The organism is Pseudomonas tructae (assembly GCF_004214895.1).
In the GTDB taxonomy this organism is placed as follows: domain Bacteria; phylum Pseudomonadota; class Gammaproteobacteria; order Pseudomonadales; family Pseudomonadaceae; genus Aquipseudomonas; species Aquipseudomonas tructae.
On sequence record NZ_CP035952.1, the window covers coordinates 1,459,070 to 1,474,284 of the forward strand.

Consider the following 15,215-nt stretch of genomic DNA (forward strand, 5'->3'; position numbering starts at 1 on the left):
CACAAACGGTAGGAGCGGGCTTGCCCCGCGATTGGGCTCAAATATCCCAGACCAGGTTGATGGCGAAATTACGGCCCGGCATGGTCAGGCGGTCGAGGTTGGCCGGGGCGGTCACCGCTGCTTCACCAAGGCCGTCGTAGCCGCGTACGTCATCCCACTGCCAGTACTTCTTGTCGGTCAGGTTGTACAGGCCGGCATTGACGGTGATGTCGTCGCTGACCTTGTAGAAGCCGGTCAGGTCGAGCACGCCGTAGCCGGGGGTGCGGAACTGCTTGCTGGTGCCGTCGGGAGCAAAGAAGGTGGTGTCGTCAACACGGTTCTTGCGCTTGACCAGGGTCCAGCTCAGCAGCGCGCCGTATTGCTCCTGCTCGTAACCCAGGCCCATCACCGCGGTCAGCGGGTTGACGCTGTTGAGCGGCTGACCGGTGTCGTCGTTGCGGCCATAGGCATAGGCCAGCGAGCCCTGGGTATACAGGCCTTGTGGCGCGCCGAAAGCGTCGAGGTTCAGGCGGCCCTTGAACTCGGCCCCCTTGATGGTGGCGTGCTTGATGTTATTGGCTTCGAAGGTCTGGCCCAGGTTGTTGCCCTGCACGGCGTCTTCGTTGATGAAGTCGCGGTACTTGTTATAGAACACCGCGACATCGAAGTTACCTGCATCGAAGTTGCCGCGCAGGCCGGTCTCGTAGCTTTTGCTCTTTTCCGGCTCGAGGTTGGAGTTGCCACGCACGCTGTAGCCAAGGCCCGGGTTCTCGAAGCGGCCGTACAGCGCCTTGGCGGTCGGGGTGCGGAAGCCTTCGGCGTACTGGCCGTACCAGGTGTAGTTGTCGTTGAAAGCATAGGTCAGGCCGAACTTGGGCGAGACGCGGTGCCATTTCTTGGCATCGTCGTCGACAGGGTCGTTGGGGCCAGCGCCTACACCACGCAGGAACTCGTCGGTCATGTGTGGCTTGAGTTTGGTGTAGTCGTAGCGCGCACCCGGCAGGAAGGTCCACTGGTTCCAACGGATCTCGTCCTGGGCGAACAGGCTGTAGGTGTTGACGGTCGGATCAGGGAAATCGCTGACCAGTGCCTGGGTGTCATTAGCGCTGATCTGGCCGATGAAGCGGCAGGCGCCGCCAACGTTCAGGCAGGTGCCGGTGCCGCTGCGCGAGCCGGTGACCTTCTGGTGCTTGAGGGTGGTGCCGTAGGTCAGCAGGTGGTCGGTTGTGCCAATGCTGAAGGCTTTGTCCAGTTGCGCGTCGAACACCCACTGGCGGTCCTTGTAGGTGGTCTGGCGGTCACGAAACACCTGGCGGCCCGAGGCAAAGTAGAGCTCTTCGGTACGCTGGTCGGTCTTGCCGATCTGGTAGTTCAGACTCCACTTGATGTTGTCGGCCAGCATGCTGCCCAGGGCGAACTCATGGTTGATGCCGAAACGCTCGCGGGTCACGGTGTCGTTGCCGGTCCGGTCGCGGTACGAGTTCATGGCGCCGATGCCGGGAAGGAACGGCCCGCCCACCGCGCTCTTCTGCTCCAGGTCGCGGTCGTCCTTGTAGTTTTCGTAAGTGAAGGCCAGGCGCGCGTCATCGGCGTAGTTCCAGCCGGCCTTGGCCAGGATGTTGGTGGTGCGCACATCCTCGGGGTTGGCGGCGGTGCGCGCCAGGCCCGTGCCGCCGTGGCTGCTGTAGGACTCGGTTTCATGGCCATTGCGCTGGCTCAGATGCAGCAGGCCGTCGAACTCGCCCTGGCGGCCGGCAACGGTGGCCGAGTTCAGCCAGCTTTCGTCGGCCGAGCTGTAGCCGGTCTTCAGGCGGGCGCCAACGTCCTTGCCGGGCTTGATGATGTCATCGGGGTCGAGGGTGAAGTAGCTGACCGCGCCGCCGATGGCGTTGCTGCCGTACAGCACCGAGGCCGGGCCGCGGAGGATCTCCACGCGCTTGACGATTTCAGGGTCGACGTAGTTGCGCTGGGTCTGGGCGTAAGGGCCGAAGAAGAAACTGTCGGGGATCGACACGCCGTCGATCTGGGTCAGTACCCGCTCGCCGTCGATACCACGAATGTTGTAGCCGTTCAGGCCACTGCGCTGGCCGGTGCCGCTGACCGAGACGCCGGGTTCGTAACGCACCAGTTCCTTGATGTTGTTGACGTTCTGGCGGTCCAGTTGCTCACGGGTCTGCACGCTGACGGTGCTGGGGACCTGGCTGATGTCCTGGGCGTTGCGGGTGGCGCTGATGGTGATCTGCTGCAGGGCGATGGCCTTGCTGGCGCTGCGTTCGATGACGACGTTGCCGCTGCTCAGGGTGCGGTAGTTCAGGCCGGTACCGGCAAGCAGGCGCTGCAGGGCGGCCTCAGGCTTGAGTGAGCCGTGCACGCCCGGGGAGGCGACGCCTTCGGCCAGTTCGGCGGAAAAGCCCACTTGCCAGCCAGTGACTGCGGTGAAGGCGTTAAGCGCCGAAACCAGCGGCTGCTGGCCAATGGCGAAGCGATAATCGCCCATGCGCGGGGCCGTGGCCTGGGCAGGCTCTGCGGCCAGCGCCGGCAGGCTGCAAGCGCCGCTGGCGAGCATGGCCAGGGTCAACAGGGAGAGCGTGCAACGCTGCAGGCCGGGGGTGCGTGAAGTGACTGAAGACCGACGAATGAAACCGGTGGGCATCGAAAGCGCTCCCTGTGGCGCGATTGTTATAGGTGCGTACCGACTCAAAAATAAGAATCAGTTGCATTGGCTATAACGAGACGTAACAGCTTCAGGGATCGCGTAAAAAAACTTTCAGCTCAGTTGAGAATCACCAGTGCCGGGTATTCGTGCAGTTGTGCTGAAGTGATGTGGGCCAGGGCGCGCAGGGTTTCCAGCGGTTGGTCGAGGCGATAGTTGCCGGTCACCGCGATGTTTTCCAAGTGTTGATTGCCGTTGATGATCAAGCCTGGGTAGTAGCGGCGCAACTCCGCCAGCACCTGGCTCAAGGGGCAGTTCTCGAACACCAGGCGGCCCTGGACCCAGGCCAGGTCTTTTTGCGCATCGAGGCGCCCGCGCTGGCTGAAGCCGTTGGGGCCGACGCTGATGCTGTCGCCCGCCGAGAGGCGAATGCGCTGGTCGCTGCTGGCTTGCAGGTCGACATCACCACGCTGCACCCGCACCTGGGCCTCGCCGTCGAGGTAGCGCACGGCAAAGTCAGTGTCACGCACGCTGGCGCGCAGTGGTCCGGCTTGCAGTTCCAGTGCGGGCTGGGCGCCGCCGGGGATCTCGAAGTAGGCCTCGCCCTGCAGCAGTCTGGCCACCTGGCGGTTGTCGCGCAGGTCGCTGGCGAAGGCCGAATTGGTGTTGAGCAGTACTTTGGAGCCGTCGTCCAGTTGTAGCCGCTGACGTTCACCCACCACGGTCAGGTGATCGGCTTGCAGACGCAGTGGCAGGTTGCCGACCGTGAACACCGTCACCAGCAGCACGGCAGCAGTGGCCAAGGGTTTCCAGTGCGTGCGGATGCGCGCGCGCAGCGAGCGACGCTTGAGGTGATTGAGCTGCCCGGCGGCCTGGCGCAAGGGAGCGCCGTTCCAGATTGCTTCGGCTTCGACATAGGCGGTCGCGTTGGCCGGGTCGGCCTCGAGCCAGGCTTCGAATGCCTGGGTGTCTTCTACGCTTGCGCACTGCAGGCGGATCAGCCAGTCCAGGGCCTGGTCCATGGCACGGTCACTGGCGGGCTGGCCAGGCGGCGAGGGGCTAGGGGAGGGACTGTCGGTCACGGGGTGGGTCCTTGGCGGGCGGGCGCTGTGTGCGAATGATCCGGGGTATCCATGAGGATGGCAAGGTTTTAGCTGCGATCCACGACAGGCTGTTTACTTCAGCCGGTCGGCCACCCCTACACAGATGGCCATGATCAGCTTCAGTTCCTTCTGCACCGTGCTGGCCGATACTTGCAACTGCTCGGCGATTTCCAGGTAGCTGGCGCCATGCAGGCGGCTGAGGATGAAGATGCGTTGCTGGCGCTCGGTCAATTGCGCAAGGCTGATGCTCAGGCGCTTGAGCAGCCGTTCGGCGTGGGCGGCGTCTTCGGCGCTGCTGCTGGGGGCGGCAACGTTGTGCAGGATCTGCTCGGGCACATCGTCGACCAGGTTGCGCGACTGCGCCCGGCGCGCGCGCAGGTGATCGAGGGCGAGGTTGCGCGCGGTCTGGAACACGAAGGGTTCCAGGTGCTCGATAGGGCGTTCGCCGAGGGCGCGGGTCACCCGCAGGTAGGTCTCCTGCAACAGGTCTTCGGCAGTGCTGGGGTTATCCACCATGCGCTGCAGGGTGCGCAGCAGGCTGACCCGCTGGGCAAGGAAAACGGTGTTGAACCGGGACTGACTCACTGCGGTACTCGACCAATGCGTGGCGAATGATAATGCTTATCATCAACGCGCAGGTCAAGTACTGACGCTATCTGTGGGAGCGGGCTTGCCCCGCGATTGCCAGTCCGGGCACTGGACTTGTATCGGTTGGGCTGGCCCTATCGCGGGGCCAGCCCGCTCCTGCGAGGGGGTGATTTTAGCGGGCGTTGCACAGCGCCAGGCAGTTATCCAGCATGCGGTTGGAGAAGCCCCATTCGTTGTCGTACCAGGCCAGCACCTTGAGCATGCGCCCATTGGACCGGGTATGGTTGGCATCGAAGATCGACGACAGCGGGTTGTGGTTGAAGTCGCAAGATACCAGCGGCAGGCTGTTGTAGCCGAGCACCTTGGAGTGTCGGCTGGCTTCCTTGAACAGTGCATTGACGGCCTCGGCGCTGGCCTCGCGCTCAAGGTTGACGGTGAGGTCGACCAGCGACACGTTGATCACCGGCACCCGTACGGCCATGCCCGTGAGCTTGCCGGCCAGTTCCGGCAGCACCAGGCCCACGGCTTCGGCGGCACCGGTCTTGCTCGGGATCATCGACTGGGTCGCGGAACGTGCGCGGAACGGGTCGCTGTGGTAGACGTCGGTGAGGTTCTGGTCATTGGTGTAGGCGTGGATGGTGGTCATCAGCCCCTGCTCGATGCCGAACTCACGGTGCAGCACCTGGGCCAGCGGTGCCAGGCAATTGGTGGTGCACGAAGCGCTGGAGATGATCTGGTGCGAAGGGCGCAGGATGTCGTGGTTGACCCCATACACCACGGTAGCGTCAGCGCCCTTGGCCGGTGCCGAGATAATGACTTTGCCAGCCCCGGCAGTAAGATGGGCGGCGGCCTTGGCGCGCTCGGTGAACAAGCCGGTGCACTCGAACACCACATCGATGGCTTCGGCTTTCCACGGCAGTTCCGCCGGGTTGCGGATCGCACTGACTGCGATGCGATCGCCGTTGACGGTAATGCTCTCGTGATCGGATTCGACCGTGGCGGCAAAGCTGCCATGGACGCTGTCGTATTTGAGCAGGTGGGCGTTCATTGCACTGTCGCCCAGGTCATTGATGGCGACGACCTGCAGGTCCTGGCGATAGCCTTGGGTATAGAGTGCGCGGAGGATGTTGCGGCCGATGCGGCCAAAGCCATTGATTGCGATACGAAGGGTCATGGAGCTACCTCTGGCAGAACGGGTAAAGCCCGTGGCAATTGAAGTTTTGCTTCACTGCATCTGATTTTGTTGTTGGAATTACAAGATTATTCGTAAAAAAATAGAAAACAAGCCTTTTTGCTGGCAGTATTTTATTTAATCTACAACGAGCGATCGGCCAAGCCGTTCCTCCCGCAACGCATCGCCCCTGCCATTGAGCCTAGGCCGCGATCGTTGTTAAGGGAAACCGCCGCAGAGGTCGCAACCACCGTTAGCCTGGAGTCCAGTACATGCATCCGCGCATTCTTGAGGTCACCCAACGGCTGATCGCCCGCAGTCGCCCCACCCGTGAACGCTACCTTGAGCTGATTCGCGGGGCCGCCAGCGACGGGCCGATGCGCGCCAAGTTGCAGTGTGCCAACTTCGCTCACGGTGTGGCCGGTTGCGGCAGTCAGGACAAGCAGAGCCTGCGGCTGATGAACGCGGCCAACGTCGCCATCGTCTCCGCCTACAACGACATGCTCTCGGCGCACCAGCCCTACGAGCACTACCCCGAACAGATCAAGCAGGCGTTGCGCGATATCGGCTCGGTCGGCCAGTTCGCCGGTGGCGTGCCGGCCATGTGCGATGGTGTCACCCAGGGTGAGCCGGGCATGGAACTGGGCATCGCCAGCCGCGAAGTGATCGCCATGTCCACCGCCATTGCCCTGTCGCACAACATGTTCGACGCAGCGCTGATGCTGGGTATCTGCGACAAGATCGTTCCCGGCCTGTTGATGGGCGCGCTGCGCTTCGGTCACCTGCCGACCATTTTCGTTCCGGGCGGGCCGATGCCGTCGGGCATCTCCAACAAAGAGAAAGCCGACGTGCGCCAGCGTTACGCCGAAGGCAAGGCCAGCCGCGAAGAGCTGCTGGAGTCGGAGATGAAGTCCTACCACAGCCCCGGCACCTGCACTTTCTACGGTACCGCCAACACCAATCAGTTGCTGATGGAGGTGATGGGCCTGCACCTGCCGGGCGCCTCCTTCGTCAACCCCTATACGCCGCTGCGTGATGCCCTGACCACCGAGGCTGCGCAGCAGGTCACGCGCATGACCAAGGCCAGTGGCAACTTCATGCCACTGGGCGAGATCGTCGACGAGAAAGCCCTGGTCAACTCCATCGTTGCCCTGCATGCCACCGGCGGCTCGACCAACCACACCCTGCACATGCCGGCGATCGCCCAGGCCGCCGGCATCCAGCTGACCTGGCAGGACATGGCCGAACTCTCGGAAGTGGTGCCGACCCTGTCTCACGTCTATCCGAACGGCAAGGCCGACATCAACCACTTCCAGGCGGCGGGCGGCATGGCCTTGCTGATCCGTGAACTGCTCGATGCCGGTTTGCTTCATGAAGACGTCAACACCGTCGCCGGCCACGGCTTGCGTCGCTATACCCAGGAGCCGTTTCTTGAGGAGGGCAAGCTGGTCTGGCGCGAAGGCCCGTCGACGAGCCTCGATGAGGCGATCCTGCGCCCGGTGGCACGGGCGTTTTCGCCTGAAGGCGGCCTGCGGGTCATGGAAGGCAATCTCGGTCGTGGGGTGATGAAGGTGTCTGCGGTGGCTCCCGAGCATCAGGTGGTTGAAGCGCCGGCGCTGGTGTTCCATGACCAGCAGGCGCTGGCCGATGCCTTCCAGGCCGGGGCGCTGGAGCGCGATTTCGTCGCCGTAATGCGTTTTCAGGGCCCGCGCTGCAACGGCATGCCCGAGCTGCACAAGATGACGCCATTCCTGGGGGTGCTGCAGGATCGCGGCTTCAAGGTAGCGCTGGTGACTGATGGGCGCATGTCCGGCGCTTCGGGGAAAATCCCGGCGGCCATTCATGTCTGCCCAGAAGCCTTCGACGGTGGCCCGTTGGCGCGCCTGCGCGATGGCGATATCGTCCGCGTCGATGGTGTCGCCGGGACCCTGACGGTCAAGCTCAGCACCGAGGAACTTGCCGACCGTGAACTGCCCGCAGCACCGACCGGTAACGACCTGGGGTGCGGCCGTGAGCTGTTTGGTTTTCTGCGTACCGCCCTGAGCCCGGCAGAGAAGGGTGCCAGCGCCTTCACCTCGGCCCTGGAGACGCTCAAATGAAGCGCGCACTGGTCGGCGATATCGGTGGCACCAATGCCCGTTTTGCCCTCTGGGAAGACAACCGCATGCATGCGGTGCAGGTCTTTGCCACGGCCGACTACACCAGCCCGGAACAGGCCATTGGCGCCTACCTTGCAGGTCAGGGGCTTGAGCGCGGCGAGCTGGGTGCGGTGTGCCTGGCGGTGGCCGGGCCGGTCGACGGCGATGAATTTCGCTTTACCAACAACCACTGGCGCCTCAGCCGTCAGGCGTTCTGCAAGACCTTGCAGGTCGAGCGCTTGCTGCTGATCAACGACTTCACCGCAATGGCCTTGGGCATGACCCGGCTGCAGCCGGGCGAATACCGGAGCGTTTGCCCAGGTACGCCGGATGCCAGCCGCCCGGCGGTGGTGATCGGCCCGGGTACCGGCCTTGGTGTCGGTACCTTGCTCAGCCTTGGTGACGAGCACTGGATCGCCTTGCCGGGCGAGGGCGGGCATGTCGACCTGCCGGTGGGCAATGCCCGCGAAGCGCAGATTCGCCAGCAGATCGAAAACGAAATCGGTCACGTCAGCGCCGAAACCGTGCTCAGCGGCGGCGGCTTGCTGCGTTTGTACCAGGCCATCTGCGTCCTGGATGGCCAGCCGGCAACGTTGCAGAGCCCGGCGGCAATCACCGATGCGGCCCTGGCCGGCGAGCCGCTGGCGCTGGCGGTGATCGAGCAGTTCTGTCGTTTTCTTGGCCGGGTGGCAGGCAACAATGTGCTGACCCTGGGTGGGCGCGGCGGAGTGTTTATCGTCGGCGGCATCATTCCGCGCTTTGCCGAGCTGTTTCTGGCCAGCGGCTTTGGCGCCAGCTTTGCCGACAAGGGCTGCATGAGTGGCTACTTAAAGGATGTCCCGGTATGGTTGGTCACCGCTGAATTCTCCGGCTTGCTCGGCGCCGGCGTGGCCTTGCAGCAAGCCGGCTGACAGGTTCGGTGGGAGCGGGCTTGCCCCGCGAAACCCTCACCCTGATCCACAAGGAGTGATGCGTGAGCAAGTCGATACTGATGGTCGACGATGACCAGGACATTCGTGAGCTGCTGCAGACCTACCTGAGCCGCGCCGGTTTCAGTGTCCAGGCGGTGGCCGACGGGCGCAGCTTTCGCCAGGCCCTGGACGCCAGCGATTGCGACCTGGTGATCCTCGATGTGATGCTGCCCGATGAAGACGGCTTCAGCCTTTGCCGTTGGGTGCGCCAGCATCCGCGCCTGGCCCAGGTGCCGATCATCATGCTCACCGCCAGCTCCGACGAGGCCGACCGGGTTATCGGCCTGGAGCTGGGCGCCGACGACTACCTGGGCAAACCCTTCAGCCCGCGGGAACTGCAAGCGCGGATCAAGGCCTTGCTGCGCCGTGCCGGGTTTGGCCAGGAGCGCCATGGCAGTGATGTGCTGGCCTTTGACGATTGGCGCCTGGATACCATCAGCCATCGCTTGTTCCACCGCGATGGTGAAGAGGTGATCCTGTCCGGGGCCGACTTCGCCTTGCTCAAGCTGTTTCTCGATCACCCGCAACAAATCCTCGACCGCGACACCATCGGCAATGCCACCCGTGGCCGTGAGCCGATGCCGCTGGACCGCATCGTCGACATGGCCGTCAGCCGCCTGCGCCAGCGCTTGCGCGACAACGAAAAACCGCCACGGCTGATTCGTACCGTGCGCGGCAGTGGCTACCTGCTGGCGGCCAGCGTTGCGCCCGCACACTGACGGGCGCTTGCGCCTGCGGCTGCCCCGCTCGTTGCTGGGGCGCATGCTGCTGTTGACCCTGCTGGTGGTGTTGCTGGCGCAAGGCTTGTCGAGCCTGATCTGGTTGTCGCAACTGCGCGCCAGCCAGATGGAAGGCCTGGTCGCCAGCGCACGCAGCCTGGCCCATTCGATGAGTGCCAGCGTCAGTTACTTTCGCTCGCTGCCAGTGGCCTACCGGCCGATGGTGCTCGACCAGTTGCGCAGCATGGGCGGCACCCGTTTTGTCGTGACCCTCAACGACAAGCCGCTGGACATGCAGGTGCTGACCGTCACGCCGCGCAAGGCTGCGGTGATCGATGCGGTCGGCGAGGTGTTGCACCAGCGTCTTGGCGCACAGCTGGAAATCTCTATCCAGTTCGTCAGCCCGCAGGAGCTGCGCATCTTCAATAGCGGGCTGAAACTCGATGAATTGCCGCGCTCCTGGGCCCACTATGCGCTGACCCTGGAGCCGATCAATCCGCCGGTGCTGGTGACCCAGATCCGCCTCGATGAAGACGAATGGCTGTACATCGCCTCGCTGCTGCCCGAGCCCTATACCAGCCTCGAAGAACAGGGCCTGCCCAGCCAGCAGCTGTGGTTCATCGTGCTGACCAGTTCATTCTTGCTGCTGTTCATCGGCCTGTTGGTGCATTGGCAGAGCCGCCCGCTCAAGCGCCTGGCCCTGGCCGCGCGGGAGATGTCGCTGGGGGCTGATGTCGAGCCGGTCACCGAAGGCGGGGGCAGCGAGGTGGAGGAGGTGGGGCGGGCCTTCAACGCCATGCGCGAGCGCATCAGCCGCTACCTGACCGAGCGCAGCCAGTTGTTCAGCGCCATCTCACACGATCTGCGCACGCCGATCACGCGCTTGCGCCTGCGGGTCGAACTGCTTGAAGACGAGCAAGTGCAGGCCAAGTTCGGTCGCGACCTCGATGAGCTGGAGATGCTGGTCAAGGGCGCACTGCAGTGCGTGAAAGACACCGATATCCACGAGAACATCGAGCCGATCGATCTCAACCAGGTGCTTGATTGCCTGGTCGAGCCGTACCTGGGCAGTGGCCAGATCACCCTGGAGGGCCGCGCCCTGGCGCCGTATCCCGGCAAGCCGCTGGCGCTCAAGCGCTGTATCGGCAACCTGATCGACAATGCCCTCAAGTACGGTGAGCGCGCCCACCTGCGGATTTTCGACAGCGACAGCGGCTTCGTCCTGCAGGTCGATGACGAAGGCCCGGGCGTGCCCGAGCAGCGCCTGGAGCAGGTGTTCGAGCCGCATTTTCGCCTGGCCGGGCAGCAGCAGGGCTACGGCCTGGGCCTGGGCATCGCGCGCAACATCGCCCACAGTCACGGCGGCGAAGTAAGCCTGCGCAACCTGCGTGAAGGCGGCTTGCGGGTGAGTTTGAGCCTGCCGCGCAGCAGTGATTGAGCGCCTGTCTGAGCGAATGTCACCGCTTGGTGACATTCGCGCATCCCTTCGTTACCTCCGGCGCCTGTGCCGCTGGTTAGACTCCGATGCAAGCGCAAGCACCACGACTTGCACCTGCATAACAACAAGAAAAGGTTCCTCTCGATGAATGCGATCAATCGCCTCGCCGCTGCTATTTCCGTTGCCTGCTTGTTGCCCCTGAGCGCTGTTGCTGCCGATAAGGGTACGGTTGAAGTCACCCATTGGTGGACCTCCGGTGGTGAAGCGGCGGCCGTGAAAACCCTCAGGGAACAAGTCGAGAAAGACGGCTTTACCTGGAAGGACAATGCCGTCGCCGGTGGCGGTGGTGCAGCGGCCATGACCGTGCTGAAGACGCGCGCCGTCGCCGGCAATCCACCGGGTGCCGCACAGATCAAGGGCCCGGACATCCAGGAATGGGGCTCGCTGGGCTTGCTCACCAATCTTGATGATGTTGCCAAGGCCAATAACTGGGACGCCCTGCTGCCGCCGAAAGTCGCCCAGATCATGCAGTACGACGGCCACTATGTGGCGGTGCCGGTGAACATCCACCGGGTCAACTGGCTGTGGATCAACCCGCAGGTGTTCGACAAGGCCGGGGCCAAGGTGCCGACCACCCTCGATGAACTGTTCGTTGCCGCCGACAAACTCAAGGCCGCAGGCTTCGTTGCTTTGGCCCATGGCGGCCAGCCGTGGCAGGACAGCACCGTGTTCGAGGACCTGGTGCTGAGCATCCTCGGGCCCCAGGGCTATCACAAGGCCTTCGTCGACCTGGATGAAAGCACCCTGACCGGCGCCAAGATGGTCGAGGTGTTCAAGACCCTGCAACGCCTGGGCACTTACATGGACGCCAACCGCGCCGGGCGTGACTGGAACATCGCCGCCGCCGAGGTCATCAACGGCAAGGCCGGCATGCAGATCATGGGCGACTGGGCCAAGAGCGAATGGACCGCCGCCGGCAAGGTGGCGGGCAAGGATTACCAGTGCGTAGCCTTCCCCGGTACCCAGGGCAGCTTTGCCTATAACATCGATTCGCTGGCGATGTTCAAGCTCAAGAACGACAACGACATCAAGGCGCAGAACGACCTGGCCAAGGTCGCCCTGGAACCGCAGTTCCAGACGGTGTTCAACCAGAACAAGGGTTCCCTGCCGGTGCGCCAGGACATGGACATGAGCCAGTTCGACGCCTGCACGCAGAAGTCGGCGGTGGACTTCAAGGAAGCGGAAAAAGGTGACGGCCTGCAACCGAGCATGGCCCACAACATGGCGACCACCCTGGCGGTGCAAGGGGCGATCTTCGATGTTGTCACCAACTTCTTCAACGACCCGAAAGCCGACCCGGCGACGGCGGTCAAGCAACTGAGTTCGGCGATCAAGTCGGCCAAGTGATGGGTTGATGTGGGGGCGGGCTTTCGGGCCTCTTCGCGGGGCAAGCCCGCTCCCACAGGCCCGCGATTGCCTCCACACGAGACATTCCTGATGAGCACTGTTGCCACACTCAACAAGGCCTCACCCCTGGACGCCCTGCAGCGCTGGCTACCGAAACTGGTACTGGCGCCGAGCATGCTGATTGTCCTGGTCGGCTTTTACGGCTATATCCTCTGGACCTTCGTCCTGTCCTTCACCAACTCAAGCTTCATGCCCAGCTACAAATGGGTGGGCTTTGCGCAATACGCGCGGCTGATGGAGAACGATCGCTGGTGGGTGGCCAGCAAGAACCTGCTGTTGTTCGGCGGTATGTTCATCGCAATCAGCCTGGTGGTCGGTGTGCTGCTGGCGGTGCTGCTCGACCAGCGCATTCGCCGTGAAGGCTTTATTCGCACCGTCTACCTGTACCCCATGGCACTGTCGATGATCGTTACCGGCACCGCCTGGAAGTGGCTGCTCAACCCCGGCCTGGGCCTGGACAAGATGCTCCGCGACTGGGGTTGGGAGGGCTTTCGCCTGGACTGGCTGGTGGACCCCGAGCGGGTTGTCTACTGCCTGGTGATCGCTGCGGTGTGGCAGGCCTCGGGCTTTGTCATGGCGTTGTTCCTGGCCGGCCTGCGCAGTGTCGACCAGTCGATCATCCGCGCAGCGCAAGTCGATGGCGCCAGCCTGCCGAGCATCTACCTGCGCATCGTCCTGCCGAGTTTGCGGCCAGTATTTTTCAGCGCACTGATGATCCTGGCGCACATCGCGATCAAGAGTTTCGACCTGGTCGCGGCCATGACCGCAGGCGGCCCCGGCTATGCCTCGGACCTGCCGGCGATGTTCATGTATTCCTTCACCTTCAGCCGCGGGCAGATGGGCATGGGCTCGGCCAGCGCGATCCTGATGCTCGGCGCGATCCTGTCGATCCTGGTGCCGTACCTGTATTCGGAACTGAGGAACAAGCGCCATGACTAGGTCCCTCGCTCCCCGCTCGTTGAGCTTCAGTCGCCTGGCCATCTACTCGACGTTGATCCTGGCCTGCGCGCTGTACCTGATCCCGCTGATCGTGATGCTGCTGACCAGCTTCAAGTCGCCGGAGGACATCCGTACCGGCAACCTGTTGAGCTGGCCCGAAGTGATCACCGGCATTGGCTGGATCAAGGCCTGGGACACCGTGGGTGGTTACTTCTGGAACTCGGTGAAGATCACCGTGCCGGCGGTGGTGATCTCGACCCTGCTCGGCGCGCTCAATGGCTATGTACTGTCGATGTGGCGCTTTCGGGGCTCGCAGCTGTTCTTCGGCTTGTTGCTGTTCGGCTGCTTCCTGCCGTTCCAGACTGTGCTGCTGCCAGCCTCGTTCACCCTCGGCAAGCTCGGCCTGGCGAGCACCACCACGGGCCTGGTGCTGGTGCACATCGTCTATGGCCTGGCCTTCACCACGCTGTTTTTCCGCAACTACTACTGCAGCGTGCCGCAGGCCCTGGTCAGTGCGGCGCGGCTCGATGGCGCAGGGTTTTTCACCATCTTCGGACGCATCCTGCTGCCGATGTCGGTGCCGATCATCATGGTCTGCCTGATCTGGCAGTTCACCCAGATCTGGAACGATTTTCTGTTCGGCGTGGTGTTCGCCAGCGGCGATGCCCAACCGATCACCGTGGCCCTGAACAACCTGGTCAACACCAGCACCGGGGTCAAGGAATACAACGTCGACATGGCGGCGGCGATGATCGCCGGGTTACCGACCCTGTTGGTCTATGTGCTGGCTGGCAAGTATTTCCTGCGCGGGCTCACGGCCGGCGCGGTCAAGGGGTAAACAACAATGGCAACGCTTGAACTGCGCAACGTCAACAAGAGTTATGGCAACGGTCTGCCGGATACCCTGAAGAGCATCGAACTGTCGATCGACTCGGGCGAGTTTCTGATTCTGGTCGGCCCGTCCGGTTGCGGCAAATCGACCTTGATGAACTGTATCGCCGGCCTCGAACAGATCAGCGGCGGGGCGATCCTGGTGGACGATGCCGACATCAGTGGCATGAGCCCCAAGGACCGCGACATCGCCATGGTGTTTCAATCTTACGCGCTGTACCCGACCATGAATGTGCGCGACAACATCGCCTTCGGTCTGAAAATGCGCAAGATGCCTGCCGCCGCGATCGATGAAGAAGTGGCGCGGGTGGCCAAGCTGCTGCAGATCGAGCATCTGCTAACGCGCAAGCCTGGCCAGCTTTCCGGTGGCCAGCAGCAGCGCGTGGCCATGGGCCGGGCACTGGCGCGGCGACCGAAGATCTACCTGTTCGACGAGCCACTGTCCAACCTCGACGCCAAGCTGCGGGTGGAGATGCGCACCGAAATCAAGCTGATGCACCAGCGCCTGAAGACCACCACGGTGTACGTCACCCACGACCAGATCGAGGCGATGACCCTGGGTGACAAGGTGGCGGTGATGAAGGACGGACTGATCCAGCAGTTCGGTACCCCGCAGCAGATCTACAACGACCCGGCCAACCTGTTTGTGGCCAGTTTCATCGGCTCGCCACCGATGAACTTCATTCCCCTGCGCCTGCAGCGCAAGGACGGCCGCCTGCTGGCCCTGCTCGACAGTGGTCAGGCGCGTTGCGAGCTGCCCCTGGGCTTCAATGTGCCTGGCCTGGAGGAGCGTGAAGTGATCCTTGGTGTTCGCCCGGAACAGATTGCCCTGGCCCCGGCTCAAGCCAACGGCCTGCCGAGCATTCGCGCCGAGGTGCAGATCACCGAGCCCACCGGGCCGGACCTGCTGGTATTCGTCACTCTCAACCAGACCAAGGTCTGCTGCCGCATGGCACCGGATGTGCCAACCCAGGTGGGTGACACCCTGAACCTGCAGTTCGATCCGGCGCGGGTATTGCTGTTCGATGCCGCCAGCGGTGAGCGCCTGGGCGTCGTGGCGCCGCAGGCCGGCAAGGACAATGTTGCCCAATTCAAGGGGCGCTGAATTCGTTATAGAGCGTAGAACCCCATCGAGAACAATAAAACGAGGAAACAAGG

The 15,215-nt window shown here is 63.2% G+C and carries 12 protein-coding genes; 8 read left to right on the top strand and 4 right to left on the bottom strand.

The genetic code is table 11. The annotated features are described in order from the left end of the window. Window positions 1-37: 37 nt before the first annotated feature. The 4 genes from EXN22_RS06675 to gap all read right to left on the bottom strand — a co-directional run bounded on the left by EXN22_RS06675 (window position 38) and on the right by gap (window position 5,497). Entirely contained in the window at window positions 38-2,632 is a 2,595-nt protein-coding gene (locus EXN22_RS06675) for a TonB-dependent receptor (protein WP_130263315.1), read from the bottom strand. A 119-nt stretch (window positions 2,633-2,751) separates the two neighbouring features. Then, complete coding sequence (locus tag EXN22_RS06680; protein ID WP_130263316.1) at window positions 2,752-3,714, bottom strand: FecR family protein; 963 nt, start codon at window positions 3,712-3,714, stop codon at window positions 2,752-2,754. A 93-nt stretch (window positions 3,715-3,807) separates the two neighbouring features. Continuing rightward, window positions 3,808-4,320, bottom strand: a complete 513-nt coding sequence (locus EXN22_RS06685) for an RNA polymerase sigma factor (RefSeq protein WP_130263317.1) — start codon at window positions 4,318-4,320, stop codon at window positions 3,808-3,810. Window positions 4,321-4,495: 175 nt separating this feature from the next. Next, window positions 4,496-5,497: a type I glyceraldehyde-3-phosphate dehydrogenase gene (gap, locus tag EXN22_RS06690; protein WP_130263318.1), complete on the bottom strand. Its 1,002-nt coding sequence runs from the start codon at window positions 5,495-5,497 to the stop codon at window positions 4,496-4,498. Window positions 5,498-5,766: 269 nt separating this feature from the next. On the opposite strand from gap, the gene edd reads away from it, so the two are divergent. The 8 genes from edd (at window position 5,767) to EXN22_RS06730 (ending at window position 15,162) form a co-directional block, all read left to right on the top strand. Beyond that, entirely contained in the window at window positions 5,767-7,593 is a 1,827-nt protein-coding gene (gene edd / locus EXN22_RS06695) for a phosphogluconate dehydratase (protein WP_130263319.1), read from the top strand. After that, window positions 7,590-8,543, top strand: a complete 954-nt coding sequence (locus EXN22_RS06700; RefSeq protein ID WP_130263320.1) for a glucokinase — start codon at window positions 7,590-7,592, stop codon at window positions 8,541-8,543. Before edd ends, EXN22_RS06700 begins: the two co-directional genes overlap by 4 nt. Before the next feature lie 80 nt (window positions 8,544-8,623). Beyond that, complete coding sequence (locus EXN22_RS06705; protein ID WP_130266766.1) at window positions 8,624-9,322, top strand: response regulator; 699 nt, start codon at window positions 8,624-8,626, stop codon at window positions 9,320-9,322. A gap of 43 nt (window positions 9,323-9,365) precedes the next feature. Next, on the top strand, window positions 9,366-10,760 hold the full coding sequence (locus EXN22_RS06710) for an ATP-binding protein (protein WP_325053299.1): 1,395 nt from the start codon (window positions 9,366-9,368) through the stop codon (window positions 10,758-10,760). A gap of 144 nt (window positions 10,761-10,904) precedes the next feature. Further along, entirely contained in the window at window positions 10,905-12,167 is a 1,263-nt protein-coding gene (locus tag EXN22_RS06715) for an ABC transporter substrate-binding protein (RefSeq protein ID WP_130263322.1), read from the top strand. Between the two features lie 90 nt (window positions 12,168-12,257). After that, entirely contained in the window at window positions 12,258-13,166 is a 909-nt protein-coding gene (locus EXN22_RS06720; RefSeq protein ID WP_130263323.1) for a carbohydrate ABC transporter permease, read from the top strand. Further along, window positions 13,159-14,004: a carbohydrate ABC transporter permease gene (locus EXN22_RS06725; protein WP_130263324.1), complete on the top strand. Its 846-nt coding sequence runs from the start codon at window positions 13,159-13,161 to the stop codon at window positions 14,002-14,004. Before EXN22_RS06720 ends, EXN22_RS06725 begins: the two co-directional genes overlap by 8 nt. A gap of 6 nt (window positions 14,005-14,010) precedes the next feature. Beyond that, entirely contained in the window at window positions 14,011-15,162 is a 1,152-nt protein-coding gene (locus EXN22_RS06730; protein WP_130263325.1) for an ABC transporter ATP-binding protein, read from the top strand. The last annotated feature ends 53 nt before the right edge of the window (window positions 15,163-15,215 follow it).